Origin of the sequence: Phyllobacterium sp. YR531, assembly GCF_000282595.1 — a bacterium.
Classification (GTDB): Bacteria; Pseudomonadota; Alphaproteobacteria; order Rhizobiales; family Rhizobiaceae; genus Phyllobacterium.
Genome location: NZ_AKIZ01000024.1, coordinates 15334 through 31117, shown reverse-complemented (window position 1 = coordinate 31117; position 15784 = coordinate 15334). Strand labels below are relative to the sequence as shown.

General features: G+C 53.6%; 16 protein-coding genes. 10 read left to right on the top strand and 6 right to left on the bottom strand.

Annotation, left to right across the window (positions count from 1 at the left end; translation table 11 throughout):
• The first annotated feature begins 158 nt into the window (after nucleotides 1-158).
• The 4 genes from PMI41_RS16945 to PMI41_RS16930 all read left to right on the top strand — a co-directional run bounded on the left by PMI41_RS16945 (nucleotide 159) and on the right by PMI41_RS16930 (nucleotide 6392).
• Nucleotides 159-2306, top strand: coding sequence for a penicillin-binding protein 1A (locus tag PMI41_RS16945; RefSeq protein WP_008126855.1), 2148 nt, complete (start codon nucleotides 159-161; stop codon nucleotides 2304-2306).
• Between the two features lie 242 nt (nucleotides 2307-2548).
• Nucleotides 2549-3079, top strand: a complete 531-nt coding sequence (locus PMI41_RS16940; RefSeq protein ID WP_008126854.1) for a spore coat U domain-containing protein — start codon at nucleotides 2549-2551, stop codon at nucleotides 3077-3079.
• A 189-nt stretch (nucleotides 3080-3268) separates the two neighbouring features.
• Complete coding sequence (locus tag PMI41_RS16935) at nucleotides 3269-4006, top strand: molecular chaperone (protein ID WP_008126853.1); 738 nt, start codon at nucleotides 3269-3271, stop codon at nucleotides 4004-4006.
• Nucleotides 3972-6392 (top strand): fimbria/pilus outer membrane usher protein, encoded by a 2421-nt coding sequence (locus PMI41_RS16930; RefSeq protein WP_008126852.1) that lies wholly within the window; start codon nucleotides 3972-3974, stop codon nucleotides 6390-6392. The genes PMI41_RS16935 and PMI41_RS16930 overlap by 35 nt, the downstream gene beginning before the upstream one ends.
• A gap of 19 nt (nucleotides 6393-6411) precedes the next feature.
• On the opposite strand, the gene PMI41_RS25095 is transcribed toward PMI41_RS16930, so the two are convergent.
• On the bottom strand, nucleotides 6412-6627 hold the full coding sequence (locus tag PMI41_RS25095; RefSeq protein ID WP_157179429.1) for a hypothetical protein: 216 nt from the start codon (nucleotides 6625-6627) through the stop codon (nucleotides 6412-6414).
• Nucleotides 6628-6673: 46 nt separating this feature from the next.
• Here PMI41_RS25095 and PMI41_RS16925 point away from each other — a divergent pair, with 46 nt between their 5' ends.
• From PMI41_RS16925 to PMI41_RS16910, 4 genes are all read left to right on the top strand, one after another.
• Nucleotides 6674-7450: a spore coat U domain-containing protein gene (locus PMI41_RS16925; RefSeq protein ID WP_157179428.1), complete on the top strand. Its 777-nt coding sequence runs from the start codon at nucleotides 6674-6676 to the stop codon at nucleotides 7448-7450.
• An 89-nt stretch (nucleotides 7451-7539) separates the two neighbouring features.
• The gene (locus PMI41_RS16920) at nucleotides 7540-8124 is read left to right on the top strand and encodes a DUF1214 domain-containing protein (RefSeq protein ID WP_008126847.1); all 585 of its coding nucleotides are present in this window, start codon (nucleotides 7540-7542) and stop codon (nucleotides 8122-8124) included.
• The gene (locus tag PMI41_RS16915; RefSeq protein WP_008126845.1) at nucleotides 8117-8662 is read left to right on the top strand and encodes a hypothetical protein; all 546 of its coding nucleotides are present in this window, start codon (nucleotides 8117-8119) and stop codon (nucleotides 8660-8662) included. The genes PMI41_RS16920 and PMI41_RS16915 overlap by 8 nt, the downstream gene beginning before the upstream one ends.
• A 55-nt stretch (nucleotides 8663-8717) precedes the next feature.
• On the top strand, nucleotides 8718-9764 hold the full coding sequence (locus PMI41_RS16910) for a YdcF family protein (RefSeq protein WP_008126843.1): 1047 nt from the start codon (nucleotides 8718-8720) through the stop codon (nucleotides 9762-9764).
• A gap of 246 nt (nucleotides 9765-10010) precedes the next feature.
• Here the strand turns inward: PMI41_RS16910 and PMI41_RS16905 are convergent, their stop codons facing one another.
• Both PMI41_RS16905 and PMI41_RS16900 read right to left on the bottom strand, forming a co-directional pair.
• Nucleotides 10011-10295, bottom strand: a complete 285-nt coding sequence (locus PMI41_RS16905) for a YciI family protein (protein ID WP_008126840.1) — start codon at nucleotides 10293-10295, stop codon at nucleotides 10011-10013.
• A gap of 61 nt (nucleotides 10296-10356) precedes the next feature.
• Nucleotides 10357-10548, bottom strand: a complete 192-nt coding sequence (locus tag PMI41_RS16900; RefSeq protein ID WP_008126837.1) for a hypothetical protein — start codon at nucleotides 10546-10548, stop codon at nucleotides 10357-10359.
• Nucleotides 10549-10738: 190 nt separating this feature from the next.
• On the opposite strand from PMI41_RS16900, the gene PMI41_RS16895 reads away from it, so the two are divergent.
• Nucleotides 10739-11677 carry a DUF2336 domain-containing protein gene (locus tag PMI41_RS16895; protein ID WP_008126835.1) on the top strand — a complete coding sequence of 313 codons (939 nt, stop codon included), beginning with the start codon at nucleotides 10739-10741 and terminating at the stop codon, nucleotides 11675-11677.
• 78 nt (nucleotides 11678-11755) lie between these two features.
• A complete protein-coding gene (locus tag PMI41_RS16890; protein ID WP_008126833.1) occupies nucleotides 11756-12112 on the top strand; it encodes a DUF1801 domain-containing protein in 357 nt (118 codons plus the stop codon).
• An 8-nt stretch (nucleotides 12113-12120) separates the two neighbouring features.
• Here the strand turns inward: PMI41_RS16890 and PMI41_RS16885 are convergent, their stop codons facing one another.
• The 3 genes from PMI41_RS16885 to PMI41_RS16870 all read right to left on the bottom strand — a co-directional run bounded on the left by PMI41_RS16885 (nucleotide 12121) and on the right by PMI41_RS16870 (nucleotide 15419).
• The gene (locus PMI41_RS16885; protein ID WP_040855571.1) at nucleotides 12121-12468 is read right to left on the bottom strand and encodes a DUF1491 family protein; all 348 of its coding nucleotides are present in this window, start codon (nucleotides 12466-12468) and stop codon (nucleotides 12121-12123) included.
• 229 nt (nucleotides 12469-12697) lie between these two features.
• A complete protein-coding gene (locus tag PMI41_RS16875) occupies nucleotides 12698-13591 on the bottom strand; it encodes a peptidoglycan-binding domain-containing protein (RefSeq protein WP_008126829.1) in 894 nt (297 codons plus the stop codon).
• A complete protein-coding gene (locus tag PMI41_RS16870) occupies nucleotides 13566-15419 on the bottom strand; it encodes a PAS domain-containing sensor histidine kinase (RefSeq protein WP_008126828.1) in 1854 nt (617 codons plus the stop codon). Before PMI41_RS16870 ends, PMI41_RS16875 begins: the two co-directional genes overlap by 26 nt.
• Between the last annotated feature and the right edge of the window lie 365 nt (nucleotides 15420-15784).

Here is a 15784-nt window from a genome sequence, read left to right as displayed (position 1 = left end):
TCTACTTGTCGCAGGACATAAAAAAGGGCTAATCTGACTGTTGGGGTGAAATGACAAGAAAACGCTTAAAAATAACAAGCTTCAGAAGCTGTTAAGCGTAATCAGTTACATCATATTCTTTGTATGGAATATGGTTACAGGGCAGGCACAGAGTTTCGATGGAAGAGACCAAGCCAGATAAGCGTAAGCGTTTCAGAGTCTCGCCGCTCCTTGGGCTTGATGCATGGATCGATTCAACGCTTTACGAGCTGCGCTTCCGCGCTGCGGAGACTTGGGAAGATCTGACCATATTCTTCCGCCGCTTCCACGTTTCCGGCTGGCGGCGCGCGATTATCGAAGTTTTGGGTGAAGGTTTCACTTGGGGCACGGCAGGATCGGTGGTCATGCTGACGCTGGCCATACCGGCCTTCCACGAGACTGACAAGAACTGGCGCACGCGCGACGACTTTGCAGTTACCTTCCTTGATCGTTACGGCAATGAAATCGGCCAGCGTGGTATTCTTCATCGCAGCGCCGTTCCAATCGATGAGCTGCCCGATCATGTCATCAAAGCGGTTCTCGCAACGGAAGACCGGCGCTTCTTCGACCATTTCGGCATCGATTTCCTTGGCCTTTCGCGAGCAATGACGGAAAATCTGCGTGCCAACTCAGTGGTTCAGGGTGGATCGACCATCACCCAGCAGCTCGCCAAAAACCTGTTTCTCACCAATGAGCGCAGTCTGGATCGCAAGATCAAGGAAGCGTTTCTTGCGCTCTGGCTCGAAGCCAATTTGAGCAAGAAGGAAATTCTCCAGACCTACCTCGACCGCGCCTATATGGGCGGCGGCACATTCGGCATAGCGGCTGCATCGCAATTCTATTTCAACAAAAGCGTCAAGGATGTGAACCTTGCTGAAGCTGCCATGCTGGCGGGCTTGTTCAAGGCACCGGCGAAATATGCGCCGCATGTCAATCTTCCGGCTGCCCGTGCCCGTGCCAATGTGGTGCTGAGCAATCTTGTGCAAGGCGGGCTGATGACTGAAGGCCAGGTCGTCGGTGCGCGGCGTAATCCTGCCACCGTGGTTGATCGCGGCCGGCTTGAAAGCCCCGACTATTTCCTCGACTGGGCTTTTGATGAAGTGCGCAAGGTTGCTCAAAATCTTAGCACCCATACGCTTGTTGTACGCACTACCCTCGACACCGGCATTCAAAAGGCCGCAGAAGAGTCTGCTGAATATCACCTGCGTCAGTACGGCAAGGAATATCACGTGGGACAGGCGGCAATTGTCGTCCTTGAAAACAACGGAGCCGTGCGGGCAATCGTTGGCGGGCGTGATTATGGCCTCAGCCAGTTCAATCGTGCCACGGCAGCCTTGCGGCAGGCGGGCTCATCGTTCAAGCCTTACGTCTACGCTGCGGCCATGGAAAAGGGCATGACGCCGAAAACGCTGGTTTCGGGCGGCGCTGTTTCATGGGGCAATTGGTCACCGCAGAACTATTCCCGCAAGTATCTGGGTAAGATCGACCTGACCACAGCCCTGGTAAAATCCATCAATACCGTGCCGGTTCGCCTTGCCAAGGATTATCTCACCACCACCCCCATCGTGGCATTGGCCAAGGCAATGGGCGTTGAATCGCCCATCAGCTCACATAAGACCATGGTGCTGGGCACATCCGGCATGACAGTGATGGATCAGGCCACAGGCTATAATGTCTTTGCCACCGGCGGCATTGTCGGCATGCGCCACGCCTTTACGCAAATATCCAGTCAGAATGGCGATGTGCTTTGGGATTGGCGCAAGGACGGTGCCAAGCCGCATCGTGTTCTGACCGAAACCGCTGCGAACAACATGAACATCATGCTGTCTCAGGTGCCTGAATGGGGCACTGGACGCCGCGCTGCTCTGCCCATGACCCGTGTTGCGGGCAAGACTGGCACCACTCAAAGCTATCGCGATGCGTGGTTTGTCGGTTTCACCGGCAATTTCACAGCAGCCGTGTGGTTCGGCAATGATAATTTCACGCCGACCAAAGAACTGACAGGCGGCGTATTGCCCGCGATGACATGGCAGCGCTTCATGAATTATGCGCACCAGAATATCGATCTGAAAGCTATCCCCGGCATTGATCCAACCATGCCGAAGCAGGAAAAGGCAGTGGCTGAAAATACGGCAACCGATGCGGACAGCGAAATCATCAAGGCCGATGAGCGCCCCCGCGTTCTCTCCAATGCTACCGCACAGGTGTTGCGGGAGATAGATCAGGCATTGAAAACAGCGCCTAAACTGAAATTGCCCCTACTCCCGACAAAAGTTTCCGCACGCTAATAATTCTTCCTTTAAATGCAAATATAAATGTAGTCACAAATAGACAATATATTCTTTGTATATAATTTATACTATTTTGAGTTGTGCGAATATATTGCATGCATTTTAAAGTAGTAAATTTTATCATTCATATTTTATTAATAGACACAATCCAAGAATATATTATATATTTATGCACCGGAGATGAATCTGAATATTTTATTATAGATATTGCATTTGGCTTTTTATAAAGGAGAAAAATTTTGAAGATTTCACTATCAATTTTAGCAGCCTCCACAATGTTTTTGGCAAGCAACGCCGCTTGGGCCGATACAAAAACGGGTAACCTGCAAGTCAAGATCGAAATAACGAAAGCCTGTGAAGTAAACACTTCGGGAAAAACATCTGCAATTAGTGATGCAGAACTTCATTTCGGTGCTCACGGCGTACTCAATACAGACATCGATGAAGATACTACTACCCGTGGCACCCGCGAAATTCTGATTCAGTGCAGCAAAGATACGCCCTACAAAATTGAACTGAATGAAGGTTTAAATCCCGAAAAGGCAGGCGATACCGCCACCCGGCGGATGACAAATGGTACCGAGTTTGTTGCCTATCAACTGTATCAAGATGCTAACCGGTCGCTGATCTGGGGAAAGGCAGGCGCAGCAATTTCCGAAACTGCAGACGGCACGGAACAGAAACATCACATTTATGGTCGTGTGGAAGCCCAACGCACACCCGCTGCCGGCAGCTATACCGATACAGTGACCGTTACCGTTACATACTGACGTAACACGCAACGGGTCTGGCCACGCTGCTCCAATGGCTCGATGAACAGATAGTCTGTGTGAAAAACCGCTGCTTCGGGCTTATCGGCTCGCGCATTATGTCGCCTGAAATCTGGCGAGCGACATAATGCATGAGTATTCAAATTTTCAGAACCAAACAATTTTGCCGCCCAGAGGGGCCGGGTTTCAATGATGTTATGCTCACTTTTCCGAAAGCAGATTTTTGTTTTGCTTTTTGCCTCAACGCTACTGTTCTCGTGCGCTGGCTCCGCAGCGCCATTACAGGTTTCGCCTGTCTCGATAGACCTGACGGCTCCGTCTCAGACCGCATCCGTCAATCTGCGCAACAATGGCGATCGTCCCGTCAATGTTCAGGCCCGGGTGTTCGAATGGTCTCAGGCCAACGGTGAAGATCAGTTTGTACCGGCAAAGGATGTTGTTGCCAGTCCGCCAGCTGCAACACTGCAGCCTGGCGTAAGTTACACGATCCGCATTGCTCGGACAGCGCTCCCAGTCAAGTCCGGAGAAAAGAGTTACCGGCTGCTGGTTGATCAGATTCCAGAAGTCAATGTCCGACGCCCCGCTGGCAGTGTGAACATGGCCATCCGTTATTCCATTCCGGTTTTCTTTGCAGAGCAAAATGCCGGTGCCGAGCTTAGCTGGAACATTCGCAAAGAAGGAAAAAATCTTATCGCCGAAGCAACAAATACGGGTAATCGCCACGCAAAAATCGCCGGGTTGGCAGTCACTGCAGGAGGTACCAAAGCTTCGTTCGGTGAAGGTTTGAATGGCTACATCCTGCCTGGCTCTACCAGGCGTTGGGTTACCACCAAGGGCGCAAACGCCATCCGCGCCGGAGCCAACGTCAAGGTCACTGCCAAGGGAGATGACTATGCGGTTGATCAAACTGTTATCGTCAAACCTTAAGCTTGGCGCGGCGTTCGCTGGTTTTATCGCAAGCAGTTTAACTATCCCGGTGTTTGCCCAAGAGTTGCCGCCTATTCTTCCCGCGGCGCCGCAATCCGAAGCACCTCACGCATTGCTGCTGAGTGTCCACGTGAATGAGAGCGCGACAGGCGCACTGGCGCATTTTCAGCGGCTTCCCAATGGCAAGCTGGCAGCGACTCCCGATGATCTGCGCAAAGCAGGTTTCCGCCCGGATCGCGGGAAGGTTGATCGTGACGGTTTGATCCCCCTGGACAGCCTCCCGGACGTGTCGTGGCAATATATTGAAGCGCAGCAAAGGGTCGCGTTCACTGCGCCGGATGCAGCACGCCTTCCAGCGACCATAGATCTGGATGCTGGCGGGCGGCCAATCGATCTTTCTGCGGTGCGTTCAGACTTTGGCCTACTGACAAATTACACTTTATACGCCACGACCCAAAGTGATTGGGATGAGGGTTCCAACAGCAGTACGCTGAACGGAACTGTCGAATCGAGGCTGTTGACGCCCTTTGGTACTATTTCAGGCAACGTGCTTGGCCGAATGAACCCTCGCGGCGATTCATACGATTTTGCACGGCTGGATACTTCATGGCGCTATACCGACCCAAAGAATATGCTCAATTATCTTGTCGGCGACACCACTTCCGGTGCCCTGTCGTGGAGTGGCTCATATCGTCTCGGCGGTCTGCAAATCCGGCGTAACTTCAGCATCAGGCCGGATCTTGTCACATCACCGCTACCAAATCTGAGCGGCTCCGCATCAGTCCCATCTACGCTGGATCTTTATCTCAACAATATGAAAGTGTTTTCGGGGGATGTCCCGGCTGGCCCGTTTGATTTTAGCGGATTGCCTTTCCTTGGTGGCGGCGGCGATGCGCGTATTGTCATGAAAGACGCTTTAGGGCGCGAATCCGTCATCCAGCGTTCGTACTTTTTTGCACCCGATATGCTCCGTAAGGGTTTTGTCGATTTTTCCGCCGAAATCGGGTTCCCGCGTTTGGGCTATGGCTCGGATTCCTTCAACTATTCCCATGATCTCGCCGCATCCGGCAGCGTACGCTATGGGCTGAACAACTGGATGACCCTTGAAGGGCACGCGGAAACCGTGAGAGGCCTTATCAACGGTGGTGCAGGTATCACTACCAGTCTTGGCCCATATGGATCTGTCAGTGCTTCGTTTGCTGGCAGCGAATATGACGGCGAAACCGGTGGCAAGGCTTCGGTTTTCTATCAGTTTGCACGCTATGGCTATTCCTTCTATGTTGGCGGCGACCGAATGATAGGCGACTACAACGATGTCGGCCTGGTGATCGACAGGGCCAATCATTTTGACGCCCCAATTTCTTCGCGAAGCCGCCAGGTGGACCGCATTGGCGTGTCCTTCCCGCTCGGCTTCGACCCGTCATCTCTCAGTATCGGTTATTCGCGGATACGCGGCGCGGACGATGACGACGATTCCAGTATCATCACCACGTCCTGGTCCCGCACCGTTTTTGACAAAGTATCAATCTATGCCAGTGCTTATGTCGATCTGGGTCAGGACAAGGAATATGGCGTATATGCCGGTCTGAGTGTGCCGCTTGGCAATGATATGACGGCCAGCACCAGCGTGTCCCGCAATGGCGATCGCACCAGTTTCGATACATCTGTAAGCAAGGCGGTTCGCCTCGCGGATGGTGCTGTGGGCTGGTCGTTGCAGGACCACGAAGTCATCGGCGGCGAGGGCTCCCGGTCCGTAAATGCGCATTACCGCTCACAATTCGCCGAATTGTCCGGCTCTGTAAACCAGTCCGGCAGCCAAGGGCGCGTGAGTGCGTCCATTGATGGTTCCGTCGTCGTGGCCGGCGGCGATGTGTTTCTGGCAAACCGGGTCGATGATGCATTCGCCGTCATCAAAGCCGGTGGGCCAAATGTCGATGTTTCGCTTAATAGCAGCCGCGTTACCAAAACCAACTCGCGTGGCCGCGCCTTCGTTCCGTCCCTACAATCCTATCGCAACAACAGAATTTCCATTGATCCGAGCAATATACCGTTTGAGTTGCAGCCGGAGTCCACGGAGGTCAACGTGGTTCCAGCTGATCGCTCAGGTGCTGTGGTGGATTTCGGTGTCAGGAAGGTCGATGCGGCAATTGTCAGCCTGACCGGACCGGAAGGCAAGGCCCTCCCCCTTGGCTCCGTCGTAGAGCTGGATGGGTCCGCGGAGTCTACCGTCGTCGGCTATGATGGCCGCGTATGGCTGACCGGCCTCTCGGTCAGAAACAACATCTCCGTGACATTGCCGGAGGCGGGCGGCACCTGCAGCGCCTCCTTCGATTATCAGGCGCAGGCGGGCAGCCAATCCGAAATCGGGCCGGTGACCTGCCGATGATGAGGAAAATTATGCACCATCAAAAACATTTTGGATTATTGCCGTTGCGGTCGCCATTTTCCGGTGTGCGTATATCGTCATACATGTTCATAGCTTTCGCGACTTTGTTCATGATGACCCTTACGCCTGCTTCTGCGCAAACTTGCGTCGTTACGAGCCCCGCAGTTTTCCCTGATACCACCATCGACTTTATGCTTGGTACGCCAGCGACAACAAGCGCAACAATCAGGTACAAATGCACATCGCCGAAAAAATTCGATTGGGTAACTGTGTGTGCTTATATGCAGACTACTGACCGCAATCAGATTGGAAGCGACGACTACAGTTTTCATCAATTGCAGCAAAACAGCTCAGCCGCTGATCCTTCCTTGCTCGCCTGGGAGATTACAGATGCAAACGATAAGCCATATGGCACCGGAAAAACATCCGTAGCTACTGGCGGAATAACCGTGGGGTTGGACTCTGGCGCGTTCAATGAATTAAACGTGGATATGGCTTTGTACTTGGCATATCTACCCCATTATCGGCAAAAGAGTGTACGGTCAGGCCGTTACAACACTACATACCGGCTCGCAGCTCATTATGAGTTCGATAGCACCAATCACTTTTGCGACAATCCATCAACAACAATAGGCAAAGTGAAACCGGTCGTTTCGAAATTCACTCTCACCGCTGATGTTCTCAAAGGCTGCCAATTGGAAAATACAGACGTTCTTCTGGATTTCGGCAAAGTTGGCGCAGTCAGCGCCACAAGAGGTGCACGCGCAAATGCAAATATCGACGTGCGGTGTACTTATGAAACCGATTACCAACTCACGCTGGATAACGGTCGAAACTTCAAAGACGGTTTCAGGCGCATGAAAAGCGGCAAAAACTTCATTCCATACCAGCTCTATTCGGGAAGCGGTACGTCCGTCCCTTGGACCAAAGTTTCCGGCAAAGGCGCGCCGGTCAATTCATTCAACTCTCATCCTATCGAAGGCAAACTGGCACCTGCAACTGTGGCTCCGGCAACCGGCATTTACAATGATACGGTGATCATGACCCTGACCTTCTAATTACAGTGAGCTTGCGGCTGGGCAGATCGTTGTGCGGAAATTGTGCAGCGGCCTTGCCTCGCTGCATGGTTCGCGTGTAGTCATCGTTCATGCTTCGTAATGTCTTCCTTGCCCTTATTGCGCTTGTGATTGCCGTCGGCGGCGGCACCATGAGCGCATGGTATGCAGTGAACCGTTTCGATGGTTTCGGCGCACTTGCTATCGGCCAATGGACCGGGCACCCGGATGCAGGTACGCCGCTTTCCGACCCCTATGCCAAAGCGCGCGCCGCACGTGAAGGTGCATTTCCACTGGGATCAGCTGAAGGATTGGCTTTCTACGCTTATGATGACGACAAGGGTGCAGCTCTAGATCGTCGTTGTACCTATAGCCTGAGCGGAAATAGCCCGAATTCCCGTTTCTGGACACTCTATGCGGCTGATCGCGCTTTACTGCCGCTCAATCCCGGCGCTGGACGCCTGCCCGCGCTGCATTCACGGCAAATCCTACGCGGAAAGAATGGCACCTTTGTCGTCACGGTTTCCCCCCAGGCTCAACCTGAAAACTGGCTTGCAACGAGCGGTAGCGGGCGTATGACGCTTGTGATGACACTGTACGATACGCCAGTCGGCAGCAATTCTGGGCTTGTTGACATGACCTTCCCGGCGATAACGAGGATCAGCTGTGATGGGTAAGCTATTGCGCACTCTTCTTTTCGGGCTGATTGGTGCGGGTATCATCCATATCGCCGTTGTGCTGCTTGTGCCCTATTACTCGGATCGCAATGCCTGGTCGCGCATTTCCGCCTATGGCGGTGATTGGCAATTCCATACGGTTACTGGCGAAATTAAACCGGGCACGGCCCGCCTTGCATTTGATCCCCTGTTTCAGGCCGCCGCATGCCGTTTCGATATTACTGATCTGCCCGCTCACATCACTGGTATTGGCACACTGCCTTATTGGTCGATCTCTGTTTATAATCGTCAGGGCGAAAATATCTATTCGATCAATGACCGCACCGCGATTGCTGACCAGCTTGATCTTGTTGTTGCAACCCCGCTGCAAATGATCGAGCTGAACAAATCCAAGCCGCTTTCGGCTGAAAATTCCGTGCTGATCGAAGCCGATATGGATGAGGGATTCGTCGTCATCCGCAGTTTTGTGCCGGATGAATCATGGAGCGAACAGGTTGCTGCGTTCCTGAAAAACGCCAACTGCTCACCCCTCTTGTAGTTTCGCCGTTACAAAACAAGTGTACGCCAACCGGACCCGATAGAGAGAGTGACCCATGAAAAAGATCGCTGCCGCAACCATTGCCTTGCTGACACTGAGCACTTCATTGGCTTTTGCCTATGACCAGCAGAATGCCGAACGCATCAAGACGTTGATCGATACCGGCATGCAATATTACTGGTCTGGCGGCGATGTGAAAAAGGCCGAAGCCGAGATTTTCAAAGGCATAACCCTGCATGGCCGTTATGATGTGGTTGAGCAATCCTTTGCGGAAGCTTCAAAGCTTGCGCCGGAGCGGCTGGATTTCCGCTTTGCGGTAGCCTCATCCCAAATTCTTCAGAAGAACCTCGATGGCGCGCGCGCAACCTATGAGGAAATTCTCACCAAGGACCCTACATCCTTCGATGCGCAGGCATGGCTGGAAGCGCTTGGCCGCATCCGCAGTGATGAAACCGAAGCCAGCCTGGCGCATCAGGCGCTTGCAGGTCTTGATCGTACGCGCGCGGAAGCCTATCGCCAACGCTTCGTCCGGGCCGAGCAGATCATAGCTGAAAAGCCCAACGCGGATGTGCCTGCCCTGTCCGGCAAGGTCATGATCGTGACGCTTGGCTATGCACTGGCAAAGGATGGTACAGCGGAAAAGCCATTGCTTGATCGATTGGACGTGGCGTTGAAAGCAGCGCAGGCAAATCCGACAGCTCGCATCATGGTAACGGGCGGCCAGCCGCAGGCAGGGGTTACCGAAGGCGATGTCATGATGAAATGGCTGGTCGAACGCGGTGTAGATCGCGACCGCATTCTCATCGAAGACAAATCCAAGGACACTGTCGGCAATGTTTTGAATGTCGCCAATCTCATCAAGCGCCATACGGCAGACAGCGTTATTCTGGTGACCAGCTCCAGCCATATGCGCCGTGCCCGCACCCTGCTGGAAGACGCTCTGAAGCAATATGAGCTTGACGCCAATGTCGTGCCTGTTGTGGCTCTGGATGCCCCTTCACTGGAAGAGGCAGCCAAAGTTTCGGCCGATGAACGCCTGGTGATCTACCGCGATCTGATGCGCGTGTCTGGCCTCTGGGCCTATCCGGGCGTGCAGCAGTAGTGACGGATTATAGCGGCCCTTATCTCCCCCTTTGTGGGGGAGAATGTGATTTCAGCATCTTAGCCCTTGCTAAGTGCTAGAAATCACCAGAGAGGGGAAGGTGTGAATCTGGTGTAGAATAATCCCCTCTCTTGGATTTTTTATCGATTTAGCAAGCTAAATCCAAGAAAATCCTTTCTCTCCCACAAGGGGAGAGATAATCGGCATCGTCTCTCAACGCCAAGTTTTCCTCATAGTCAGATAGATTCAAAGCAATCCCTCTAGCCCCGGCTGCACCTTTGTCGGGATGAACTCCTGCACGTCAAAGTTGGCGAGCTTGCGCGTGTGGAAAGGATCTTCCTCCAGCACTTTGCGGAGCACGGCTTCACTTTCCGCTCTGGCGAGAATGATACCGCCTGTGCGTGGCACCTTGCGGCCTGAGGCAACGAATGTTCCTGTGGCGTAATGTTTTTCGAGAAAAGCAATATGATCTGCCATTGCGGCATCAAGATCAGCCAGCGGCGCGACATAGGTAAGGGAAACGATGAACATGCGGAACTCCTGATATGCGAGTGCTGATAGTCACATAGCTAAACTCGCAAGAACAGGTAGATCAGCCCGGCTGAGGCATTTTGTCGAAAAACCGGCGCTGGTGTTTTGCCTTGTCGCGCTTCTGGGGCTCAGCAGCATAACGCTCATAGCGTACGCCGGGGAAAATTGTGATCTCGGCTGTCGTCTGCCGCTTTCCGGCATTTTGACTGTTGCGGGCTCTGGCGCTGCCCGGAAATGCGATAACAAATCCCATTTGGTCCATCCGTAAAGTTCGTTGCTCTCCTGAACTCGAATGCTACGCAGATGCCTATTGGTACTTATGCCGTATGCGCGTGATTTGCGCTATTATTTAATAAGACACGTCGATGGTTAACGACTTGCTAACGCTTAGTGGCTAATTTTAGAAACTGTTATTGCGTTGCGTGCAGTGTTGGAGTGTGTTCGTGAAGTATCCTGAGTTTCGGGCGCTTGAAGACCGCAATGGCGGCAGCAAGGCTGACGATCTCCTGACTGCGTCTATCACAGCATTTTGCTGTGTCGCGCGGCCTGCAAAAAGCGATGCCCAGCAGCTCGAAGACCTCGCCGTTCCCCTCCTCCCGCTCACTTCTCCACGCGTGCGCCGTCACGCGGCGGCCGTCCTTTCCGAACTGCCCCATGCACCGCGCCGTCTGGTGATGGCACTTGCCGAGGATGATGTGGATATTTCAGCGCCCATCCTCCTGCGCTCGCCTGTGCTCAAGACTGCTGATCTGGTTGATATCATCCGGCGCAAAGGTCTTGGCCATGCCCGAGCCATCGCCCGGCGTGCCACCACCGACCCACTGATGCTTGACGCGCTACACAGTTTCAATGATCCGGCGCTTGAACGCACCTTGGCATTCCAACCACCGTTGGAAGTTGAAACCGTGGCCGCCCCCGAATCCGAGCACCTTCGCGAGACGCGGCAAGCACTGAGGGAATTGATGCTGAGCAGTGACATCGGACAATCGGAAGATCAGGTGCTTGCCGATCGATTGATCGACGCCGCGCTGTTGGATCAGACGACAACTTTCCACAAGGAATTTGCCGAGGCGCTCAATCTCGGTCCGGACAATACCTCGCGCATCATTGGCCATGGCCTCAATGCTGAACTGACTATCGCCTTTGCCTCACTTGGCCTTTCCGCAGAAGCCACGCATCTCATATTAACCGGGCTTTTCGGGCTGGTGCACAAAGACCTGCATTCCCTGCGACTGTTCGTGCAATCCTATCGCCAGATCGATCAGGAAAAAGCGCGGATTACGGTTTCGCGCTGGAAGCTTCAGGAAAACTCGCAGGCACTGCGTGAGAAATTGCGCGAGATGGCCAAGGATGTGGAAAATACCGCGCGCAAGGTTTCCTGAACGCTGAAATCCTCTTACCCATCTTTCGACCTGCTCATAGCACTTCCTTTAGCGCGTATGAGAAGGCATACTGACAGCATGACAAAGAAGGATAGCCATAGCGCCTACATTGCCGCCGCACCTGAGCAGTTTCGTGCCATGTTGGGTCAACTGCGTGCACAGCTGTCGCGGGCATTACCGGACGCCGAAGAAGTCATTAAGTACGATATGCCGGGATTTCAGATCGAAGAAACGATCATTGCGGGCTATGCTGCCTTTAGCAAACAATGTGGTCTGTATGTTGACCCGGGTGCAATCGCTGCCCATGCTGAAGAGATCGCTGCACTGAAACTCAAGGCAACCAAAACCGGCGTCACCTTCTCGGCGAGTAAGCCGATCACTGGTGAACTGGTCGAGAAATTGGCTATTAGTTCGCGCAGCAAAAAAGGGTTTTAGAACTCTCTCTATACCTCAACCACCGAAAACAGCTCTGAGCGATCGCCGCGATAATCCTCTATCTCCACGATCCATAGGTCGCTGTCCCAGCGCTTCTGCTTTTCCAGATCGTCATTGATGTCCATTTCGGCAGCATTGGATTTCAGCTGCATAAACAGCCGCTCGTCCGGTTTAGTTTCGTCATAAATCATCTGCGGCGCTGGCCCGAAGAGATTGTAGGTTCCGTCTGGATTACGCAGTTTGATGAAAATCGCCCCTGCTTCCATTGCCCCTCTATTGCTCAAGGCAGCAAACGCACCAGTGCCATTGACCCGCCGCACCAGTGCTGAAACCCAGAAATCAGATGTCAGCCGCATTGATTATCACTTTCGACGGAGCAAAACTGGCGAAGCGTATGATGCCGATTATCTCTCCCCTTGTGGGAGAGAAAGGATTTTTTTGGGTTTGGCTTCTTGCCAAATCCTTGAAAAATCCAAGAGAGGGGGAAGCCAATGTATACAAATCCCCTCTCTTGCAATTTCTAGCACTTAGCAAGAGCTAAGATGCTGAAATTGCTTTCTCCCCCACAAGGGGGGAGATAGAGATTTAATTGATGAGGCCGATTTCCTGCATCTTGGCGAGAAGCTTCGCGTCAGGCTCGCCGGTTACCGGCAGACGGAACAGCTTCTGGAATTCGCTCACGGCAATTTTGGTGGATTCCCCGACCTTGCCGTCGATCTCTACCCTGTCATTGCCGAATGCCCGCAGACCCGCCTGCACGCGAACGATCTCGGGTGCTGAAAGACTACCTGCGGCGGTCTCACTGGTTTCGGTGTCGTTCGAAGATGCAGAAATTTTCTGCACGGTAGCTTTTTCGGGAGTTGCAGCTTTTTCAGGGGCGGCATCAGGCTTTTTGGCTGGCACGGCGATGCTTGCCGTCGTGTCGTCTTCGCTGCCAACGGCTGGTTCGGCCTCCACACCGAGATCAGCACTGGCCTTGCGATAGGCTTCAATTGCCGCGCGCGTGCCCTTGCCCGAAATTCCGTCTACCGTTCCATTGTAGAAGCCGAGCGCCAGCAATTTCTGCTGAAGCTGTGCCACTTCCGGATCGCCGCCCGGTCCCAAAACAGGATCGCCATTGATGGCGGCGGCAATTGCGTCCTCGTTTTTGGGGACAGGAACAGAATTGACCTTGCGGATCGGAGCGTCAACCGATGACTGCTTCTGACCTGACAGGGCAGGCTTTTCCTGCTTTATCGGCTTGAAAACCAGTTCCGGACGCGTTGAAAAAAACACGCCCTCATGGACATGCGGCTGATACCACAATGCATTGGCGGAGATGAAACCGAGCGTAACCAGAAAAGCGGTTGTGCCGCCGGCAATACCGGGATTGCTGGCAATCAAGCCGCCAGTGGCAATAAGAGCCCGTAATGCGGGGCTTCTTTTAGGTGCGCGGCGCTTAACTGTCCGGCTGCTAGGCCGACTTGCGGGCTTCCCCATGGGAACCTCCCTTTACATCGCTGATCTCTTTGAAATCGACAATATTGGCTGCGAATTCGTCACCCAGCTCGTCATTGGCGGCAATGCGCCCTGAACGGGGGATACGCACATCTACAATCGTACCCTGCCCCAAGACGCTCTTGATTGTCAGTTCGCCGCCATGCAGACCAACCAGCCCCTTTACCGTTGCAAGGCCAAGACCGGTACCTTCCTGCGCACGCGTATAATCATTCTGCACCTGACGGAAAGGCTGGCCCAAGGTCTTCAGATCTGCCTCAGCAATACCTATGCCCGTATCGCTGACCGAGAAGACCAGCATGTCGTCTTCAATCTGCGCATCGATGGTGACGACGCCGCCGGTCTCGGTAAACTTCACCGCGTTGGATACAAGATTGATCAGCACCTGATGGATGGCGCGATTATCCGCAATGACATTGCCAATGCGCGGACTGACGCGATCGCACAGGGTCACGTTCTTCTGTGCTGCCTGATGCGTCATCATGTCGTGCACCATGGCAACAGTGTCCTTGAAGGCAAAGCTTTCCGCATGGATCGGATAGGCACCGGCCTCAATCTTCGACACATCAAGGATCGCATTGACCACGGAAAGCAGATGATTGCCCGAGCGATGCACCAGCTCGACATATTCGCGTTGGCGGCCGTCAGGAAGCTTTCCGCATATTTCCTGCAAGAGAATGTCGGAAAAGCCGATGATCGAATTGAGCGGCGTGCGCAACTCATGGCTGACTGTAGACAGGAAGCGGCCCTTGGTTATTTCCACCGTCTCGACTTCGCGGCGTGCTGCAACGAGCGCACTGCGATCTGCAACAGCCTGCGAGATATCGGTTGCAACAACGAGGAACCCCTCACCCTGGCTGTGCGGTACGGCACTCAAATGATAGGTAGCGAACCTTACATGATGCGGCTGTCCGGATGTTTTTGCCGGAGCAACGCAGCGCAGCTTTACATCTACATTGGCTTTGGCAGCGCCGCGCTTCATGTCGCTGAGGAAGCCGAGAAACTGCACCCGGTCTGCCACATGCACGCGCTCGAACAACGGTGTGCCGATCAGGAGATTGCGGGCAATGCCGAATTGTTCCTGCGCCTTGGACGAGAGCGACTTCACTAAACCATCGGCACCAAGACTTACAACCACGCCATCAATGGCTGTTTCAAGGTCTGCCACACGATCATCGCGGCGCGCAACAGCAACCCGCTGGATCAGACCGATGGCAATACGGATGAGAAGGGTTGCGCAATAGGCAAGCGAGGCAAGCAGCGTAAGCGGAGAAAGTCCGACATCGGCATTCTTCTGCAATGTTGCAGCAAGCAGAACAATCAAAACAGCCACGGACAGTCCACCGGCCAAGCGCAGTGGGCGCTGTGTGCGATAGATAAACCATGCTTCAAGCGGGATGGCGACGGCCAATAACCACAGCAAAAGGTTTGGCATTGGTGAAGCCATGCCGATAGCGCAGATGGACGCGCCATAGGCAATGAGAGCGCCAAGCCCAATCTTCCGGCTATCTTTTGACATGACAAGCGCACCGCAGAAAATCATCGGAAGCGCCAGAACGCCGATGACCATACTGACGATGCCGCCCATCTCGCCGGCCAGTACATGATTGGTCAAAGCAGCAATTGCGAGCAGCAACGGCATTGCAAGAAATGCTCCTGCCATCCGGGCATCACGATCGCGCGCAACCGGGCATGCGACTGACGTATTGACCCAGCGTTTGCACAGATCGCCGAAGCGGCTGGCAATCTCAGGCCACCAGCGCGAGCCGGTATTGGCAGTGTCAGAATGTGTGGCGGAATGAATCGGCACCAATTTTTTCCTGCTTTCCGCAAAATCCCGGCTTTAGCCCGAATGAAGCGGTCATTTCACGAATGCTCTTTCAAGCACCCTCGTCGGCATTAACTTTTGCAGACGAGGCTTTAAGGAAAGGATAAAACGGCCTGCCTGATTGCTGCTCAAACACTGTTTCCAGCGATTGTGGCAGTCATGGTAAATGAAGGGTTTCGGCCAAACCCTGTTCACTGTGCAGAATCGCCAAATCGGCGATTGGCGCCTCAACAGTTGTTAATGCTTGGTTTCTATAGTGGCTCAAATTGAGATGCGGGCTTCAACGCTATTTTGCCGGGCCTGTGTCACAGTCTACGCGTGGACCGTTTCTACGGTTGATTTTGCGC

What these genes read in the sequence shown, in the direction of transcription:
- PMI41_RS16945 (WP_008126855.1), top strand. Translation starts at nt 159, where the DNA reads ATGGAAGAGACCAAGCCAGATAAGCGTAAGCGTTTCAGAGTCTCGCCG.
- PMI41_RS16935 (WP_008126853.1), top strand. Translation starts at nt 3,269, where the DNA reads ATGATGTTATGCTCACTTTTCCGAAAGCAGATTTTTGTTTTGCTTTTT.
- PMI41_RS16930 (WP_008126852.1), top strand. Translation starts at nt 3,972, where the DNA reads ATGCGGTTGATCAAACTGTTATCGTCAAACCTTAAGCTTGGCGCGGCG.
- PMI41_RS16925 (WP_157179428.1), top strand. Translation starts at nt 6,674, where the DNA reads ATGCAGACTACTGACCGCAATCAGATTGGAAGCGACGACTACAGTTTT.
- PMI41_RS16920 (WP_008126847.1), top strand. Translation starts at nt 7,540, where the DNA reads ATGCTTCGTAATGTCTTCCTTGCCCTTATTGCGCTTGTGATTGCCGTC.
- PMI41_RS16915 (WP_008126845.1), top strand. Translation starts at nt 8,117, where the DNA reads ATGGGTAAGCTATTGCGCACTCTTCTTTTCGGGCTGATTGGTGCGGGT.
- PMI41_RS16910 (WP_008126843.1), top strand. Translation starts at nt 8,718, where the DNA reads ATGAAAAAGATCGCTGCCGCAACCATTGCCTTGCTGACACTGAGCACT.
- PMI41_RS16905 (WP_008126840.1), bottom strand. Translation starts at nt 10,295, where the DNA reads ATGTTCATCGTTTCCCTTACCTATGTCGCGCCGCTGGCTGATCTTGAT.
- PMI41_RS16900 (WP_008126837.1), bottom strand. Translation starts at nt 10,548, where the DNA reads ATGGGATTTGTTATCGCATTTCCGGGCAGCGCCAGAGCCCGCAACAGT.
- PMI41_RS16890 (WP_008126833.1), top strand. Translation starts at nt 11,756, where the DNA reads ATGACAAAGAAGGATAGCCATAGCGCCTACATTGCCGCCGCACCTGAG.
- PMI41_RS16885 (WP_040855571.1), bottom strand. Translation starts at nt 12,468, where the DNA reads ATGCGGCTGACATCTGATTTCTGGGTTTCAGCACTGGTGCGGCGGGTC.
- PMI41_RS16875 (WP_008126829.1), bottom strand. Translation starts at nt 13,591, where the DNA reads ATGGGGAAGCCCGCAAGTCGGCCTAGCAGCCGGACAGTTAAGCGCCGC.